The organism is Wohlfahrtiimonas chitiniclastica DSM 18708 (genome assembly GCF_000375345.1).
Taxonomy (GTDB): domain Bacteria; phylum Pseudomonadota; class Gammaproteobacteria; order Cardiobacteriales; family Wohlfahrtiimonadaceae; genus Wohlfahrtiimonas; species Wohlfahrtiimonas chitiniclastica.
In genome coordinates this window covers 548,903-562,506 of the sequence record NZ_AQXD01000001.1, presented here as the reverse complement: position 1 = coordinate 562,506, position 13,604 = coordinate 548,903, and the positions used below count along the sequence as shown (strand labels likewise).

17 protein-coding genes are annotated in these 13,604 nt (G+C 39.1%); 4 read left to right on the top strand and 13 right to left on the bottom strand.

Translation table 11 applies throughout. The features are described from left to right. From B143_RS0102620 to B143_RS09930, 8 genes are all read right to left on the bottom strand, one after another. The gene (locus B143_RS0102620) at positions 1 to 396 is read right to left on the bottom strand and encodes a (deoxy)nucleoside triphosphate pyrophosphohydrolase (RefSeq protein WP_008314742.1); all 396 of its coding nucleotides are present in this window, start codon (positions 394 to 396) and stop codon (positions 1 to 3) included. A gap of 209 nt (positions 397 to 605) precedes the next feature. Further along, on the bottom strand, positions 606 to 1,070 hold the full coding sequence (locus B143_RS0102610) for a hypothetical protein (protein WP_018122085.1): 465 nt from the start codon (positions 1,068 to 1,070) through the stop codon (positions 606 to 608). A 115-nt stretch (positions 1,071 to 1,185) separates the two neighbouring features. Continuing rightward, entirely contained in the window at positions 1,186 to 1,371 is a 186-nt protein-coding gene (locus B143_RS0102600; protein WP_018122083.1) for a hypothetical protein, read from the bottom strand. A gap of 77 nt (positions 1,372 to 1,448) precedes the next feature. Then, positions 1,449 to 4,055 (bottom strand): toprim domain-containing protein, encoded by a 2,607-nt coding sequence (locus B143_RS0102595; RefSeq protein ID WP_211205506.1) that lies wholly within the window; start codon positions 4,053 to 4,055, stop codon positions 1,449 to 1,451. A gap of 5 nt (positions 4,056 to 4,060) precedes the next feature. Continuing rightward, a complete protein-coding gene (locus B143_RS0102590) occupies positions 4,061 to 4,381 on the bottom strand; it encodes a thioredoxin family protein (RefSeq protein WP_018122081.1) in 321 nt (106 codons plus the stop codon). Continuing rightward, positions 4,374 to 4,724 carry a hypothetical protein gene (locus B143_RS0102585; RefSeq protein WP_018122080.1) on the bottom strand — a complete coding sequence of 117 codons (351 nt, stop codon included), beginning with the start codon at positions 4,722 to 4,724 and terminating at the stop codon, positions 4,374 to 4,376. The genes B143_RS0102590 and B143_RS0102585 overlap by 8 nt, the downstream gene beginning before the upstream one ends. A gap of 23 nt (positions 4,725 to 4,747) precedes the next feature. Continuing rightward, complete coding sequence (locus tag B143_RS10110) at positions 4,748 to 4,939, bottom strand: ogr/Delta-like zinc finger family protein (RefSeq protein ID WP_018122079.1); 192 nt, start codon at positions 4,937 to 4,939, stop codon at positions 4,748 to 4,750. 16 nt (positions 4,940 to 4,955) lie between these two features. Continuing rightward, positions 4,956 to 5,126: a hypothetical protein gene (locus B143_RS09930; protein WP_018122078.1), complete on the bottom strand. Its 171-nt coding sequence runs from the start codon at positions 5,124 to 5,126 to the stop codon at positions 4,956 to 4,958. 187 nt (positions 5,127 to 5,313) lie between these two features. Between B143_RS09930 and B143_RS09695 the strand changes: the two genes are divergently transcribed. The 3 genes from B143_RS09695 to B143_RS0102565 are packed head-to-tail and all read left to right on the top strand — an operon-like array spanning position 5,314 to position 8,224. Then, positions 5,314 to 5,964 (top strand): XRE family transcriptional regulator, encoded by a 651-nt coding sequence (locus B143_RS09695; RefSeq protein WP_018122077.1) that lies wholly within the window; start codon positions 5,314 to 5,316, stop codon positions 5,962 to 5,964. 1 nt (position 5,965) lies between these two features. Continuing rightward, positions 5,966 to 6,805, top strand: coding sequence for a hypothetical protein (locus B143_RS0102570; RefSeq protein ID WP_018122076.1), 840 nt, complete (start codon positions 5,966 to 5,968; stop codon positions 6,803 to 6,805). Positions 6,806 to 6,814: 9 nt separating this feature from the next. After that, a complete protein-coding gene (locus tag B143_RS0102565; protein ID WP_018122075.1) occupies positions 6,815 to 8,224 on the top strand; it encodes a coiled-coil domain-containing protein in 1,410 nt (469 codons plus the stop codon). A 20-nt stretch (positions 8,225 to 8,244) separates the two neighbouring features. Here the strand turns inward: B143_RS0102565 and B143_RS0102560 are convergent, their stop codons facing one another. Then, positions 8,245 to 9,225, bottom strand: coding sequence for a contractile injection system protein, VgrG/Pvc8 family (locus B143_RS0102560; RefSeq protein ID WP_018122074.1), 981 nt, complete (start codon positions 9,223 to 9,225; stop codon positions 8,245 to 8,247). Between the two features lie 87 nt (positions 9,226 to 9,312). Here B143_RS0102560 and B143_RS0102555 point away from each other — a divergent pair, with 87 nt between their 5' ends. After that, the gene (locus tag B143_RS0102555; RefSeq protein WP_018122073.1) at positions 9,313 to 10,035 is read left to right on the top strand and encodes a hypothetical protein; all 723 of its coding nucleotides are present in this window, start codon (positions 9,313 to 9,315) and stop codon (positions 10,033 to 10,035) included. Here B143_RS0102555 and B143_RS0102550 read toward each other — a convergent pair. The 4 genes from B143_RS0102550 to B143_RS0102530 form a co-directional block, all read right to left on the bottom strand. Continuing rightward, a complete protein-coding gene (locus B143_RS0102550) occupies positions 10,032 to 10,466 on the bottom strand; it encodes a phage tail protein (protein WP_018122072.1) in 435 nt (144 codons plus the stop codon). The genes B143_RS0102555 and B143_RS0102550 overlap by 4 nt on opposite strands. After that, on the bottom strand, positions 10,466 to 12,643 hold the full coding sequence (locus B143_RS09805; protein WP_155964844.1) for a phage tail tape measure protein: 2,178 nt from the start codon (positions 12,641 to 12,643) through the stop codon (positions 10,466 to 10,468). Before B143_RS09805 ends, B143_RS0102550 begins: the two co-directional genes overlap by 1 nt. 135 nt (positions 12,644 to 12,778) lie before the next feature. Next, the gene (locus B143_RS09685; RefSeq protein ID WP_018122069.1) at positions 12,779 to 13,081 is read right to left on the bottom strand and encodes a phage tail assembly protein; all 303 of its coding nucleotides are present in this window, start codon (positions 13,079 to 13,081) and stop codon (positions 12,779 to 12,781) included. Positions 13,082 to 13,083: 2 nt separating this feature from the next. Further along, positions 13,084 to 13,602: a phage major tail tube protein gene (locus B143_RS0102530; protein ID WP_018122068.1), complete on the bottom strand. Its 519-nt coding sequence runs from the start codon at positions 13,600 to 13,602 to the stop codon at positions 13,084 to 13,086. Between the last annotated feature and the right edge of the window lie 2 nt (positions 13,603 to 13,604).

Sequence of the window (13,604 nt, the reverse complement as noted above, 5' to 3'; positions counted from 1 at the left end):
TTACTCAAGATAACTGAGCTGATCAATGATCGGCAAATCCGCCGCAGCCCAATCTAATGCGTAAAGCTCACTGATGGGCAACCACACATAATCCATGTGTTCATTTAAACGAAAGTTCAGATCAAGGGGCGTGCATAAAAATGCGTGCATGATGATTTTAAAATCAGGATACGTGTGATGGACTGTGATCAAAGGCTCATCCACTTGAATGACCCAATTGAGCTCTTCATCAATTTCACGAATCAAGGCCGCTTCATGGGTTTCACCGGCCTCTGTTTTGCCACCTGGAAATTCGTATTTATATGCCAAATACTCTTTTGCATTGGCCCCACGCTGGGCACAAAATATTTTGCCTTCATGTTGAATGACTGCCGCAACCACTTCTATTTCTTTCATCATTGTAACCATTATTATTTGTCAATATTGACGCTATCATTTGCAAAATTTATCGGCCAGTATACAACATTTTGGCAACAAGATGATCGCGAATATCCACACAATGGAAAGAAAATGGCGCGCACGAGAGGAAACCTAAAAACAACTAAAGCCCTTGATTTAAAGGGCTTTATATTTGGAGTGTTTATTTTTTACTTCCAAATTTACTTCTAATAATCCCTACCGAGTGTTTTCCACAATGTTTCTTCTGAAATTTTTAAATGCTCACACAATTGATCAACCGACCATTTTTTGGTTCTGCCGCTCACAATTGGTTCTGGCAGCATGCCATCTCTTACATAATTATTAATCGTGTAATTATGGATGGGTTTGCCATTTTCTGACATGAGTATAGCAACGTCTTTTTGTAAAATAAATGCTGGTTTGAAATTATGACTCACATTTAACCTCTGAAGCAACACACCTTTTTTATATGCCTCAATCAAACCATTACGGGTCAATTGCTCAATATGTTGTACACCAGTCAAATTAATTTTAGAGATATTATAAAGCCACTGGCCATCAAATTTTTTCACATCATGACGACTCAACATATAGCCATGATCATTTAAGAATTTCTTAATTTCATTGTTGATGATGTATGACGTTTTGTCGCGTTTATCTGTCATGCTCATTGTAATTCTCTCCCTAATTCTAAATGTTGTTTAACTGCTTCCAAATGTGCCAATTCAAAAGATTGTGCAGCTATGACATATTCATAGCCGCCCAATTTAATCGTGAAGTTCTGCATTAATCGCCCTTCATTGCTTTAAGTTTATGAATCCGTCTTTTTGCATCATTGATTTCATCAATGATCAATTTGTATTCCCGACGCTGAATCTTGCGCCGATCAAACAGTTGCATTCTTTGTTTTTGTAGATATGCCAAAATGCGTTCAATACCAGCAATGCGCTCATTCATTTCCAAATTATTCATACTTAAATCCTTTTTCTAATCAATCAATTATAAAATTTCACTGTTTTTCCAAAGAAAATAACGATTGGCCATTTTGATTACCCCTTACCTTTATGAAAAATATAACAACGCAATGAGCCAAAACCCTTCCCTGCTCTGTTTGTGTACTCATCATCGTTGTACTTAGAATTCACAACTTTATTATGCTCAATATATTTGTGCCTGCTGGTGTGTGGCAGCATCTTCTTGACTGTTTTAATGTCATCTAGCTGCTGGCGCATCTCTGCGGCCAATCCATAAAACTGATTTAAGTTGATGGCGATATACTCATCATTTCTGGAATGATTAACCGCAAAACCTTCATTATTGAGATACTCATAAACCTCCCAAAACTGCTCTAAAATTGGATGATCTTGTTTAAGTTCAATATCGCGTTCAATTGCAATGCGGCAAATGTACTCTTCAGTTGCACGCATCGTGTGCTCAGGAATGGGCATTAAAAACTTCAAAGCCTGCAACAATGAGAGCATCAAGCCATGCGTCAAGCCAATGCGCGTTGTCTGCACCTCTTCCAATGCCATAATGCGTGCTCTGTTTTGTTCAAAAACTGAATGAACACACTTTAAAATGGCATCTTCATTTTTCAGTGCTTCCACCAAAAAGCCTGACAACTCATCCATTGACATTTGTTCTAATCGACGGGCTTTAATGCGTGACTCAGATGTGTGATTGCTCGTATCAAAATGCACATAAACAAGGCGGGACAACAACGCAATTAAGTTATCGCGTGAACCTGCGGTAATGGCTCGCTCATTTTGGGATAAAATCAATGAACCTCTGAATTTAGGGCTGTTGGTGTTATTGCCATTATTCTTTTGGCCCGTTGTTCTCAAGTAACCGCCATTGTATAAGGACTTGAGATCCTCTAAGTTAAAGCCTTCACACTCAATCATTACCGTTGGCAAGTTGGCCACTTGTGATAATGTTCTGAAATAACCCACTTTAGAGCCGTTATTGGGATTGACCCCTTCATAGTCTCCCCCACGCCCAGAGAGTTTCCACATGAATTGTAAAATGGTGGACTTACCTGCACCCGCTTCACCTGTGAGCTCCAAAAATGGAAAGCCTTTATAAACATCACGCAATTGTTCTACAAATAATGAGCCAAGCCAAAACGCTAAAACCGTCAATCCTTTTTGGCCAAAGACATCAATGAAATCTTGGTGCCATGTATTTTGATAGTCCATGCTTGGATCAAACTCAGGCATTGAAAAAGTTGTCTTAATGTTTTGGTTCCCTGGCAACTCAAAATACTCTTCCTTATTGAGCTTATAGACACGACCATTTTTAACAGCAAACTCAGGGAAAATATACGCGCCCAACTCTTTGGCATACCCTAAAAATGGCACCGTGTTAATGTCTTTGATGTCGCTCGTTTTCACACGATAGATTTGATCTAAATGCTTTGTTTCACCTGTAAATGTCGCACCTGACACCGTATTCATCACACGCGCTTTGAACTCGCCCGCGCTGGACAATTGCTTCGGTGAAAAGGCATCTTTATTGCGTTTATTTTTCATGACCACTTCAAGAAAGTAGAATAACTCATTGGTATCTAACTCTTTTTGTGCGTACAAAATATTCGTAACGCAATTGGCAATCTCAGTGATGGTACAAGACGACTTAAAGGCTGTTTCCTCGTCCTCATCGTTTTTATTGATGGCTTCAAGCATCGCCTTCACATCCACTTTGACCCAATATGTATTGAAATTGAACTCAAGGAAAAACTGCTGCTTTTCATAGCGCTGATACATCAAATATGCTTTGCGCATCGGTGATCTTGCGGACAACACTGCGCCGTGGTGAAGATAGGTTTCAATATCTTCATCATCTAATTGCTCTTTGATGTGCTTATCGTTCCAATCATCGCCATCATTGGTAATGGCCAAACGGATGTCAGAAAAGAATCCTATTTTTTCACATAGCTTTAACCATTTAATGGCAGACTGTTTGCCTTTCTCATCTGAATCTAAGGCAATCACAATGTTTAAGCGCGGATTCTTTTGGTAGATCTGCGTTAAAGTGTGTTCAGGAAAGTTATTAGCACTCATGGCACTGATGGCATGAATGTTATGATGTCTTAACGCAATCGCATCAAAGATCCCTTCGACCACCCATAATTCATTAATTTTGGTCACATCAAGATCATTAAAATGCCAAGCCAATCCTTTGTATGAATAGCCTTTTTTGAAGTGGGCTTTTTGCTCAAACTTTTCCAAGTTTTCAATCAGGCGTTCCCAATAACCATCCCCTGGCATTGGAAAACGCACCGTTGGTGTGGAAACTTTTGTGCTATAATCAAAAAACGTTTCTTGCGTGAATTGGTCACACAATGTGGTGTTAAAGCCCCTTGCTTCCCTCAAGTATGCTTTAGCAATTGCGCGGCCATCTTCTGCCATTTCATGGGCATAGCGTTTAGAAAAGTTTTCAAAGATGTCTGGATAACGATCACGTGCGGAGATCTCATAACCGCACGTGGTACTATCACATTGGATCTTCCACGGATCATCACCAAATATCCATAATTTCTTTTTCTGACAGCTTGGACAAATACCATTTTTATAGCGTTTGCCATTGCCTTGAGGCTTTGCCCCTGTTTCTGCGATGAAGCGGCGCACCACTTCATCTCTCTGACTGCGTTCCATTTTCATTACATTTCACTCGTCATATAATTCACAAACTGTGTGTAACCACATCCGCGGTTCACCTCTTTGCCTTGTTTGAACACAACAAAAGAAGGTGCAACCTTGATATTGAAGCGGTGCATCAGGTTCTTCCCAACGCTGTTTGGGCTGATGTCTACATTGACGCATGCAATGTGCAAATGACGTTTACTGAACTCATCGAGCATGTGCAGCATTTTCTTAGAAGATGTGCAGTGGCTACGCGTGAATAAAATAATGGTGGGCTCGTTATCTGTGATGTTTTTGAGCGTTAAACCATTGGTAATATTGATCACATAACTAGTCATGATTCACCCCCTGAGATGCGCCCTTCTTAATGGATTTCATCAATTCATGGATTGAGATGGCAGACTTCAACAAATGAATGGTAAATGCTTGATCTGCCACTTCATCCGCTGCTAAGTAATATTGATGACGCACAGACTCAAGCACACTTAACAATGCAGAACTTGTCATTTGTGATGCTTGTTGAGCCAACTTCTGTACATCATTTGAATGGTCGATAAACATTGATGTTAAAGCTATACCGCGCACTGCTTTCGCTACGCGTTTAAAATCCAAGTGTGCTGCCTCTAAACATTGAGATACATTTTTAATGGGTAAAAAAGTGCCCTGACTAACTAAAGCCATAATTTTTTCTCCTTAAATTTTAATTAATTAGATTTCGTTTTAATGATCCAGCGATCAACTGTTTCATAGGTCACAAACGTGGATGAGCAATGCAGATTTGTACACTGGTAATACTTCTCCCTCGTTTGTGTCGTGATCACTTTAGTGGTGACAATCTTGGCTCTGCTACCACACTGTGGACATTTATACGAATTAGCGGTTCCTGATCTATTCACATACTCTCCAAATGTGTTATTTGCAGCTGTACTCTTCAATTGCTTTTTTTAATAAAGCATGAGCCACAGTCGCAACTGGACGCTTCTCTCTATTTGCAATGTTTCTGAGCTGATTTAACTCAGATTTCGTGATGGATACACGAACTTGCTCACTCCTTTGCTCGCTTGTAAAAAGCTTATTTTTCATTGATAATATCCTTAATGACTTAACAAATGACTTAATTATAGTTACTTCAAATGACCGTATTTGGCATATTACCCATCAATTGGGTGAATGTCAATAAATCAATCTATCGTTTGAATTAATCTATAGAGGAAACACTCATATGATAGAAATCGGACGTAGACTTAAAGAAGTTAGGGACAACTTAAAAATGACCCAAAAAGAATTTGGAGAAATTGCAGGTGTCGGTGGCAATGCCCAAATGAATTATGAAAAAGGGACGCGTAAACCTGATGCCGAATATTTTGCAAATATCACAAAAATTGGCTGTGATATCCAATACATTATTACGGGCATACCATCTAATAGCTCACAGCCCAAAATTTATGACAACGCTGGTCATTTAGTTGATTTGGAAGAATTCTGTTTTGTGCCTCGTTATAAAGTGTTTGCGGCGGCAGGTCATGGATCAGCCATTAATGAAGAAACCTATGAGTTCTCATTGGCATATCGTAAGTATTGGGTTAAAAAATATTTAGAGGTCAATCCCAAAGATTTAATTGCCATCACTGCCCGTGGTGACTCTATGATTGGCGTCATCAATGATAAGGATGTCATGCTCATTGATACCGCCAATAAACTCTTTAATGATGGGATTTATGTGCTCAGAATCGATGGTGACTTGATCGTTAAAAGCGTGCAAAAGCTACCCAATAAAATCATTGAAATTTCTAGCACTAACCCACTTTATAAACCGTTCACGATTGATATGAAGAACCCACCGAATGACTTTGACATCATCGGGTGCGTTGTGCATGTTGAGCCTGTGACATTGTTTAGAAATCGGCGTGTAAGGGATTAATATGGAAATCTTTTTGGCATTTGTGATTGTGGGGATTTTTCTTCTTATTTTAATGCGAAATAAAAAACTTAAACGCAACCAAAAACAAAAAATCTCGCCAAAAAAAGGGAAAAAAGTATCTTTCTATTATCTAAATTTTCCCGATCATGATGAGGATTTAACAGAAGAGGAAGAAGATTTAGAAGAGGCCAAACGATATAAAACTATTACCCTGCATAAAGTAGATGAAAATTATATTTATGGATATTGTCATACCGCAAAGGCTGAAAGAACTTATGTGCGTGAGAAAATTGAGTATTTTACAAATGGTCAAGAAATAGTTGATACGATGTATGAGGCATATTTAGATGAATATGCCACTCATAATGATAATTTTATTTCTATTCGCTACAACAATAAGAAAGGGGAACAAAAAAATCTAAACCTTATTATTACAAGTGAATATCCAATGTTTTTTAATGGCTATGTATTAGAAGATAGTTATGATAAATACATTTTTACCTTTTCTTATGAAAATGTTTTGAATGTTTTACGTGGTGAAAGGTTTAAAGAAAAATTGCAGCATTGGCAACCAATCATTAAACAGATAAAGTCATTGACTCATGATATAAAACGAACAGGCATTAATATTATCGGCTTTTCAGAATCTGAATCACTTGAGTTGGAAGAGCTTGCTAAAGCATATCGATTAAAAGTACTAAAAACACAAACCAAAACATTATTTGCTATTGTTACTAATGCTGCATTACCTGAAACACAAAGAGAACGAGCCACAGAGAATGGCACATTGATTATGAATAAAGAACAATTTTTACATTTTTTAAAAACGAGTGAGGTTTAAATAATAATTATGAATACAGATGTAGGCGCTAGAATTAATGCATTAGATAACAAATTAGTGGCTGCAGAATCAGACACGACAGAACGAGTTAAAGCGATAGAGGACAAAATATCTACATCAGAAACAGATGTAGATGCTAGAATTAATACATTAGATAACAAATTAGTGGCTGCAGAATCAGACACGACAGAACGAGTTAAAGCAATAGAGGATAAAATATCTACATCAGAAACAGATGTAGATGCTAGAATTAATACATTAGATAACAAATTAGTGGCGGCAGAATCAGACACGACAGAACGAGTTAAAGCAATAGAGGACAAAATATCTACATCAGAAACAGATGTAGATGCTAGAATTAATACATTAGATAACAAATTAGTGGCTGCAGAATCAGACACGACAGAACGAGTTAAAGCAATAGAGGACAAAATATCTACATCAGAAACAGATGTAGGCGCTAGAATTAATGCATTAGATAACAAATTAGTGGCGGCAGAATCAAACACGACAGAACGAGTTAAAGCGATAGAGGACAAAATATCTACATCTGAAACAGATGTAGATACTAGAATTAATGCATTAGATAACAAGCTATCAGCAACAGAAACAGGTATAGTCGAACGAATAAATACTTTAGAGCATCACTTATTTGGTGAAAATGGCACAGAAGCTAAAATTGATGATTTAGAGGAAAAGTTATTTGCTGAAGATGGTGCTGAAAGTAGAATTAACGCTTTAGATGAAAAATTAGATGAAACTAACAATTCTCTTGATGCAATACAAGCTAAAACAAAGGAACAAGCTAAAGAGCTAGAAAATTTTTTTGCAAAGCAAAAAGATGCAGTTGATAAGAAGATCATAGAATATGAAAATACTTATAAAGGATTCACTACAAAAATTGAAGATTTATTGCCAGCAGCTATGAGTGCAGGATTGGCAAGTTCCTATAAAGCAGCTAAAGAGACTTTCGATAAAAAAATCACTTTTTATAATCGAGCGCTCATAGGATTATTTTGTGTATTAGCTGTTTTTGGTGGCTATAATGTAATTAAATATGCAAACTTAGAAAACATAACCTTACTTTATGTTTTTTCTAAAATATTATTACAGCTTCCTATACTTGGCCTATTGGTCTGGATAACAATTTTTGTTTCCTCAAAATTAAATGAATGTGTAAGATTGCAACAAGAGTATGCACATAAAGAATCTATAGCAAGTTCCTACAGTAGTTTTAAACAACAAATTGAAAGCATTGAGAGCGATCAAGAAAAAAAAATGCTTGAGAATTTAATGGGTGATTTAATCCAAAATGTATCTTTTAATCCATCTACAACTTTAGATAAGCAGCAACCTCTCAAACATCCAGTTAAGGAAATAATAGATACAGCTGCTAATATTGCACAGCAGCGAGAATAATTATACAATTTGAATACCGATTATTTAACCTCCGCCTCAACCTGAGTCGTCAAACCACTCTGATCAAGGTTATGAGTCACACGAGTAGCGATCCAATTTTGTGAATCAATCTCCGCCTTAAAGCCCAGTACTTTCACTGGGCTTTCTGCTATGAGTTCAGGGCGACCCATCGCCAGCGTAAACGAAAATGATGCAACTGCACGTTGTACCCGCTTCAATTCATTTTCTGCCGCTGCCCTTGCCTCATCTTCCGTTTTGTAAATGCGGCGCAGCATCTTTGTGCGCTCATCATCGCCCACCAAAACCTCTTTACGCACGCCATTCTTAGTGGTTGTGTATTTCGCTTTAATGCCCGTATAAGCATCACGATCACTCACAGAATAACTGTGATTATCCCCTTGATTACGGGTAATGATGATTGTGGGCAACTCTTGGCCGCTAGCTGTCTTGCTTTCCCCGCGTTTCAAAAATAGGATGGTACCCTTTTTCACCGTGGCTACTGCATCAAACTCTTCAGCCAAACGCGTTAAAAAGTTGGCATCACTCTCATTGCGCTGCTGACGATCCTGCACTTTAATGTTGGCCAATTCATCAGCCACTCGGAATTCTAATTTGTGCTCTCCTGCAATCGCTTCCACAATCTCTTTGATGGTCTTTTGATGATATGCCTTGTTCTTCTGCTCCAAAAGCTTCTTTCTAAAGTCCGCAGAATTGGCGGAAATGGTGATCACATCAGGTGCGCCTGTATGTGAAACAGCATCCACCACAAAGTCCCCGCGATCAATCAATGCACCAAAGCCAATCTTCACATTGATCTTAACGCCACGCTTTGGCAACGCCATGAAACCATCACTATCATCAATCACAAGCGTTAATGTATCAGCATCAAAACCACGATTATCAACCAAATTGAGGGACAATAAGCGTGAATTAATGCGGCTGGTAATGTTCTTGCCATCAACAGTGATGGCATATTGTGGTGTTTTGGTATCAAAAAGCATAGTGGCTCCTTATAATACAAAGTTTCAATATTAAAAAAGTTCTGTTATTAAAATAATGAACTTCTAGTTTATTTAAGGACATAAATCATGGATAAATATAATAAAAGACTATCTGAGTCTTGGTTATTAGGATTTATACTAGGTGTATCCTCAATTCTCATAGTTTTAGCGGTGACATTAGCTATATTTAAGAATACAGAACTAGGCAATTATTCTGTGCTACTAACCATAATGTATGTTTCATTTCCTCTTGTTTTAGCTTGGTATAACAGTGTCATATCTGAAAGAAAAAAAAGAGAAATAGAAGTACTATCAAAAAACAGACAAGAATGGATCAATGATTTACGTAAAAATATGGCAGAATATTTGCAACTTGTATATAACATGAAATCATATAATTATGACCACCAAAACAATATAGTATTTACACCTCAGTTAGTTACAGAAGAAAATCACAATAGATTATTGTACATAACATCCTATGTAACACTGCTGTTGTCACCACAAGCAAAAACTATAAAAAATGATAAATCACTAGAATTAGTTAGATTATTAGGGGAAGTAAATTGCTTTATTTTTAATCCTTTAAGTATCGAGGATATCAATCAATTTTGTCAAAAAATATCTGAATATTGGGGTGCACCATTCGCAGCACCATTTCCTCTATATTGCGATAGTTTTGCACAATTATCCTCAACTGACCAAATGCAATTTTATATACATACAAAAACAATCACTCTGAAAATGATTAGTATCATGACTCAAGAAATACTCAAAACAGAATGGGAACAAGTTAAACTAGGGAATTAAATCAACCCACTAATCTGGCTTGTCAGCACACCCAATGCACCTAATAGATCATCCCCTTCCCGTTTGAACTCAAGGGTAAAATCCACAATATGTGGTGCGCCTGTGTGCTCAAACTGACGGGCAATTTCATCGGCATTCATACAAATATAATTGCCATGAATTCTGCCCGTTCTTTCAATCAAAGGAAATGCCTGCCCGCTGCTTGCCTGTAACCGCAAAATTTCCAACACATTGCGCCCGCCTGTCAGCATGGGTAAAAGTTTGCCCGACAACACCACCATTTCATCACCAGGACCCAAAAATTGATGGGCATCACGCGTGCCCACCCGTGAATTACTCGCATATTTATAGCCCGTTTTCTTTGTAAACTGCTCATATGGCAATGACTCCAAAGCAAAGGGGAAAAATCCCCAAACCATTTGAACTTTCATTACGTCACATCTCCTAAAAATGCACTGTTTTTATTGGTAACGCTGGCAATGCCACGCTTAACTGATTCAGCAATGGCGGATGCATCACTGCTTTGCACTGTAATGTTAATCTTGAATGTGTTGGTTTGTGTACGATTGCCAGTCCCATTGATGCGGTTTTGCAATATGCGTTGATAATCTTCTTGGCGAGCCGCATCATTTAAATGCGCATTGCCGCCAATTGCTTTTAATTGTACTTCTGGACTTAAAGTCCCAAACTCGCCATAGGTCAAACCTGTTTTATTTTCAATGTCTAATTTGTCATACATAGCCGTGTCTTTTTTCCCGACAATGGCATAATAAGCATCAAAAAACGGCTGCAATATTTTCATGACTCTATCAATGGCTGGTTGTGCCCACTTGACCATATCGTTCCAAAATTCCGCCACAGAGGACTTTAATACCGCAAACGAGGAGTCCCAATCCCTAAAGGCATTCACGACAAAAGCGACCCCTGCACCCATGAACTCCCCAAACTTTCTAAATGCAGTGCCAATCCCCAAAATAGTATTAGCGCCAATATCAAAGACAAATTGTAACTTAGAGCCAATGATGGGGATTCTGCCAATCCAGCTCCCTAACCAGTCATAGACATTCCGCAGATCTTTCCCTATTTGAAAAACACCATCTGTGAAAAACCAAACTAAGCTGTCCCAATTTTTATACACGCCATACATGACCAAGCCAATGCCAGCAATGGCTGCCACAATGGGATTACCAAGCACAGCAAACTGAAATGCTCCCCATGCCAATTTAGCCAAACCTAATGAGGCTGTAATGCCCATCACACCTGCTGCGATGTAGCTCAAATTACTAATGATATCTGGACTACTTTTGGCAAAATCCCCAATATTAACCATGATTTTAGTGAGCCATTTAAACGTATTACGTAGCCCTTTATTGTTCACCTCAAAGATAGAGATCTTAAAATCCGTCCATGCTGAATTTAATTGCTGCATATCGCCTGATAAGTTATCCGCCATGACTTTGGCCAATTGCTTACTTTCACCATGGTTGTTCTTCAGCTCATCAATGATGCGATTTAAATCTTCTAAGTTGCCTTTCTCAATCAATGCAGAAAAAGCCGCAGCCGCTTCCTCACCTGCAATACTTTTCAAAATCCCCATGCGTTGAGCATTACCCATTTTGGCTGTTTTCTGTAACACTTCTCTCAATAAATCAACAGGCGTTCTAAGGTTGCCCTTTTTATCATTCGTTTTAATGCCAAGTTTAGCCAGCTCTTTCTTTGCCATGCTCGGTCCTGCTGCTAAACGACTGAAGATCGCACGCATGGCTGTACCTGATTGACTGCCTTGAATACCAATGTTCCCCAACACACCAGCAATGGCAGAGGTTTCCTCTAAACTGACACCCAATCCCTTGGCAATTGGCCCTACATATTTCATGGTTTCACCAAGCATCTCAAGATCTGTATTCGTACGCGTAAATGTCCCCACTAAAATATCACCCACACGGTCCATTTCATCGGCTGATAAGCCAAAAGCTGAGAGAATATTTGACCCAATGTCCGCCGCCCTTGAAATATCCACATCACCTGCTTTAGCCAAATCCAATGTACCCGCCATTGACTTGATGATCTCTTCAGGTTTAAAGCCTGCCATCGCATAAAATGCTTGGCCTTGAGCAACTTGTGTAGGATCCGCCCAAGTTGAAGCACCCAATTCTTTAGCATTTGCCCGCAATGCTGCCAGCATGGGATCATCTTTTTGCAAACGTGTTAAAGCCTGAACTCTGCCCATCGTCGTATCAAAGTTCATACCATCATCCATAAAACGCGATACGCCATAACCCATTGCCGTGGCCGCTGCAATGTGCATACCACCTGCACCCATCATTTGTTTTCCTGAATTTCGATGAGCCTGCGTTTTATAAAGTCGCGTCAATCGCGCTTGTTGCCTTTCAATTAAACGAGAGGTTTTCTCAAGTTCTTGTTGATCACGTTGCTGCGCCCTGCTCAATGGTCCAACTTGTGGAATGCGATCATTGAGCTCTCGAACGCGTTTTTTATAATCTTTGATGTTCTGCTTGGTTTTACCAATTGAGCCATCAATACCACGCATCACAGAGGTCACGTGGTCAAATGCCTGTAAAATCACTTCCATTTTCAACTCAGCCACCACGTGCCTCCTTTAGCTCTTCTTGGTATGTTTTGGCATCCTCATACCACCCATTTAATTCAGATATTTCCATGTTGCACATATCGCCATAAGTGATGAACGGGAACGACAACCCGATCACCACCATTTTTGACTTTATGCCTCCATCTGTTCCTCTTCCTCCGCCCAATCGAGCGGATCCACCAAAAAAGCTGTGACCACTAATGCAAACTTACTGATGTCTTTAACGCTCATCTTTTTGATGACCGTCTGCGATAAACGTGGCTCCGTGATTTTTGGCAGCAACTCAATCAATGGATCGGTATGGCCAAACTGCAATGCGTGCAATGACAATCCTTTAAGGGCAATCACATTCGGTTCACGCACCACAATTTCTGTATATTCAGTTTCGCCCACCATTACAGGCTTGCTTAATCTCACTGTTTTTTGTTCGCTCATGTTTATTGTCTCCCTAAGTGACGACGGCGGTCTGCCAATTGATCTTTACCATTGATGCGGCGAATCATGTTCATGGGATCTTCAAAGTAAATCTCTTTGCCATCCACGAAATACTGAACACGTGCAACCGCCAATGTCACATCATTTGTACTCAATTCATTGAGTGATAAATCACCTGCATCTGCTTCCTGAATTTGCCCCCAAAAATAGGCTTTAAATGCTCGTTCTGTACAACTGTCCCCTTCCCCTAATGAGCCCAAAATCATGATGGGCACACCATCCACGGAACAATTGCTATTGACCAGCAAATCAAAATCCAACCCTTTGGTTGAAAAGCTCATTTCCCAATCAGCGTCATAACCCACAGCCACTTTAAGTGGACGTGATAAACCACCTGCATTCAACTCTTCTAATTTTGGTGAGTTCTTCGGCAACTTAATTTTTTCACAGGTGCCAGCATAGTTGTTGTCACCCACATACAAATCAAACGCACGTAAAATGCGTGGCAATACAATGCTCATGA

What these genes read in the sequence shown, in the direction of transcription:
- B143_RS0102620 (WP_008314742.1), bottom strand. Translation starts at nt 396, where the DNA reads ATGAAAGAAATAGAAGTGGTTGCGGCAGTCATTCAACATGAAGGCAAA.
- B143_RS0102610 (WP_018122085.1), bottom strand. Translation starts at nt 1,070, where the DNA reads ATGAGCATGACAGATAAACGCGACAAAACGTCATACATCATCAACAAT.
- B143_RS0102600 (WP_018122083.1), bottom strand. Translation starts at nt 1,371, where the DNA reads ATGAATAATTTGGAAATGAATGAGCGCATTGCTGGTATTGAACGCATT.
- B143_RS0102595 (WP_211205506.1), bottom strand. Translation starts at nt 4,055, where the DNA reads ATGGAACGCAGTCAGAGAGATGAAGTGGTGCGCCGCTTCATCGCAGAA.
- B143_RS0102590 (WP_018122081.1), bottom strand. Translation starts at nt 4,381, where the DNA reads ATGACTAGTTATGTGATCAATATTACCAATGGTTTAACGCTCAAAAAC.
- B143_RS0102585 (WP_018122080.1), bottom strand. Translation starts at nt 4,724, where the DNA reads ATGGCTTTAGTTAGTCAGGGCACTTTTTTACCCATTAAAAATGTATCT.
- B143_RS09930 (WP_018122078.1), bottom strand. Translation starts at nt 5,126, where the DNA reads ATGAAAAATAAGCTTTTTACAAGCGAGCAAAGGAGTGAGCAAGTTCGT.
- B143_RS09695 (WP_018122077.1), top strand. Translation starts at nt 5,314, where the DNA reads ATGACCCAAAAAGAATTTGGAGAAATTGCAGGTGTCGGTGGCAATGCC.
- B143_RS0102570 (WP_018122076.1), top strand. Translation starts at nt 5,966, where the DNA reads ATGGAAATCTTTTTGGCATTTGTGATTGTGGGGATTTTTCTTCTTATT.
- B143_RS0102565 (WP_018122075.1), top strand. Translation starts at nt 6,815, where the DNA reads ATGAATACAGATGTAGGCGCTAGAATTAATGCATTAGATAACAAATTA.
- B143_RS0102560 (WP_018122074.1), bottom strand. Translation starts at nt 9,225, where the DNA reads ATGCTTTTTGATACCAAAACACCACAATATGCCATCACTGTTGATGGC.
- B143_RS0102555 (WP_018122073.1), top strand. Translation starts at nt 9,313, where the DNA reads ATGGATAAATATAATAAAAGACTATCTGAGTCTTGGTTATTAGGATTT.
- B143_RS0102550 (WP_018122072.1), bottom strand. Translation starts at nt 10,466, where the DNA reads ATGAAAGTTCAAATGGTTTGGGGATTTTTCCCCTTTGCTTTGGAGTCA.
- B143_RS09685 (WP_018122069.1), bottom strand. Translation starts at nt 13,081, where the DNA reads ATGAGCGAACAAAAAACAGTGAGATTAAGCAAGCCTGTAATGGTGGGC.
- B143_RS0102530 (WP_018122068.1), bottom strand. Translation starts at nt 13,602, where the DNA reads ATGAGCATTGTATTGCCACGCATTTTACGTGCGTTTGATTTGTATGTG.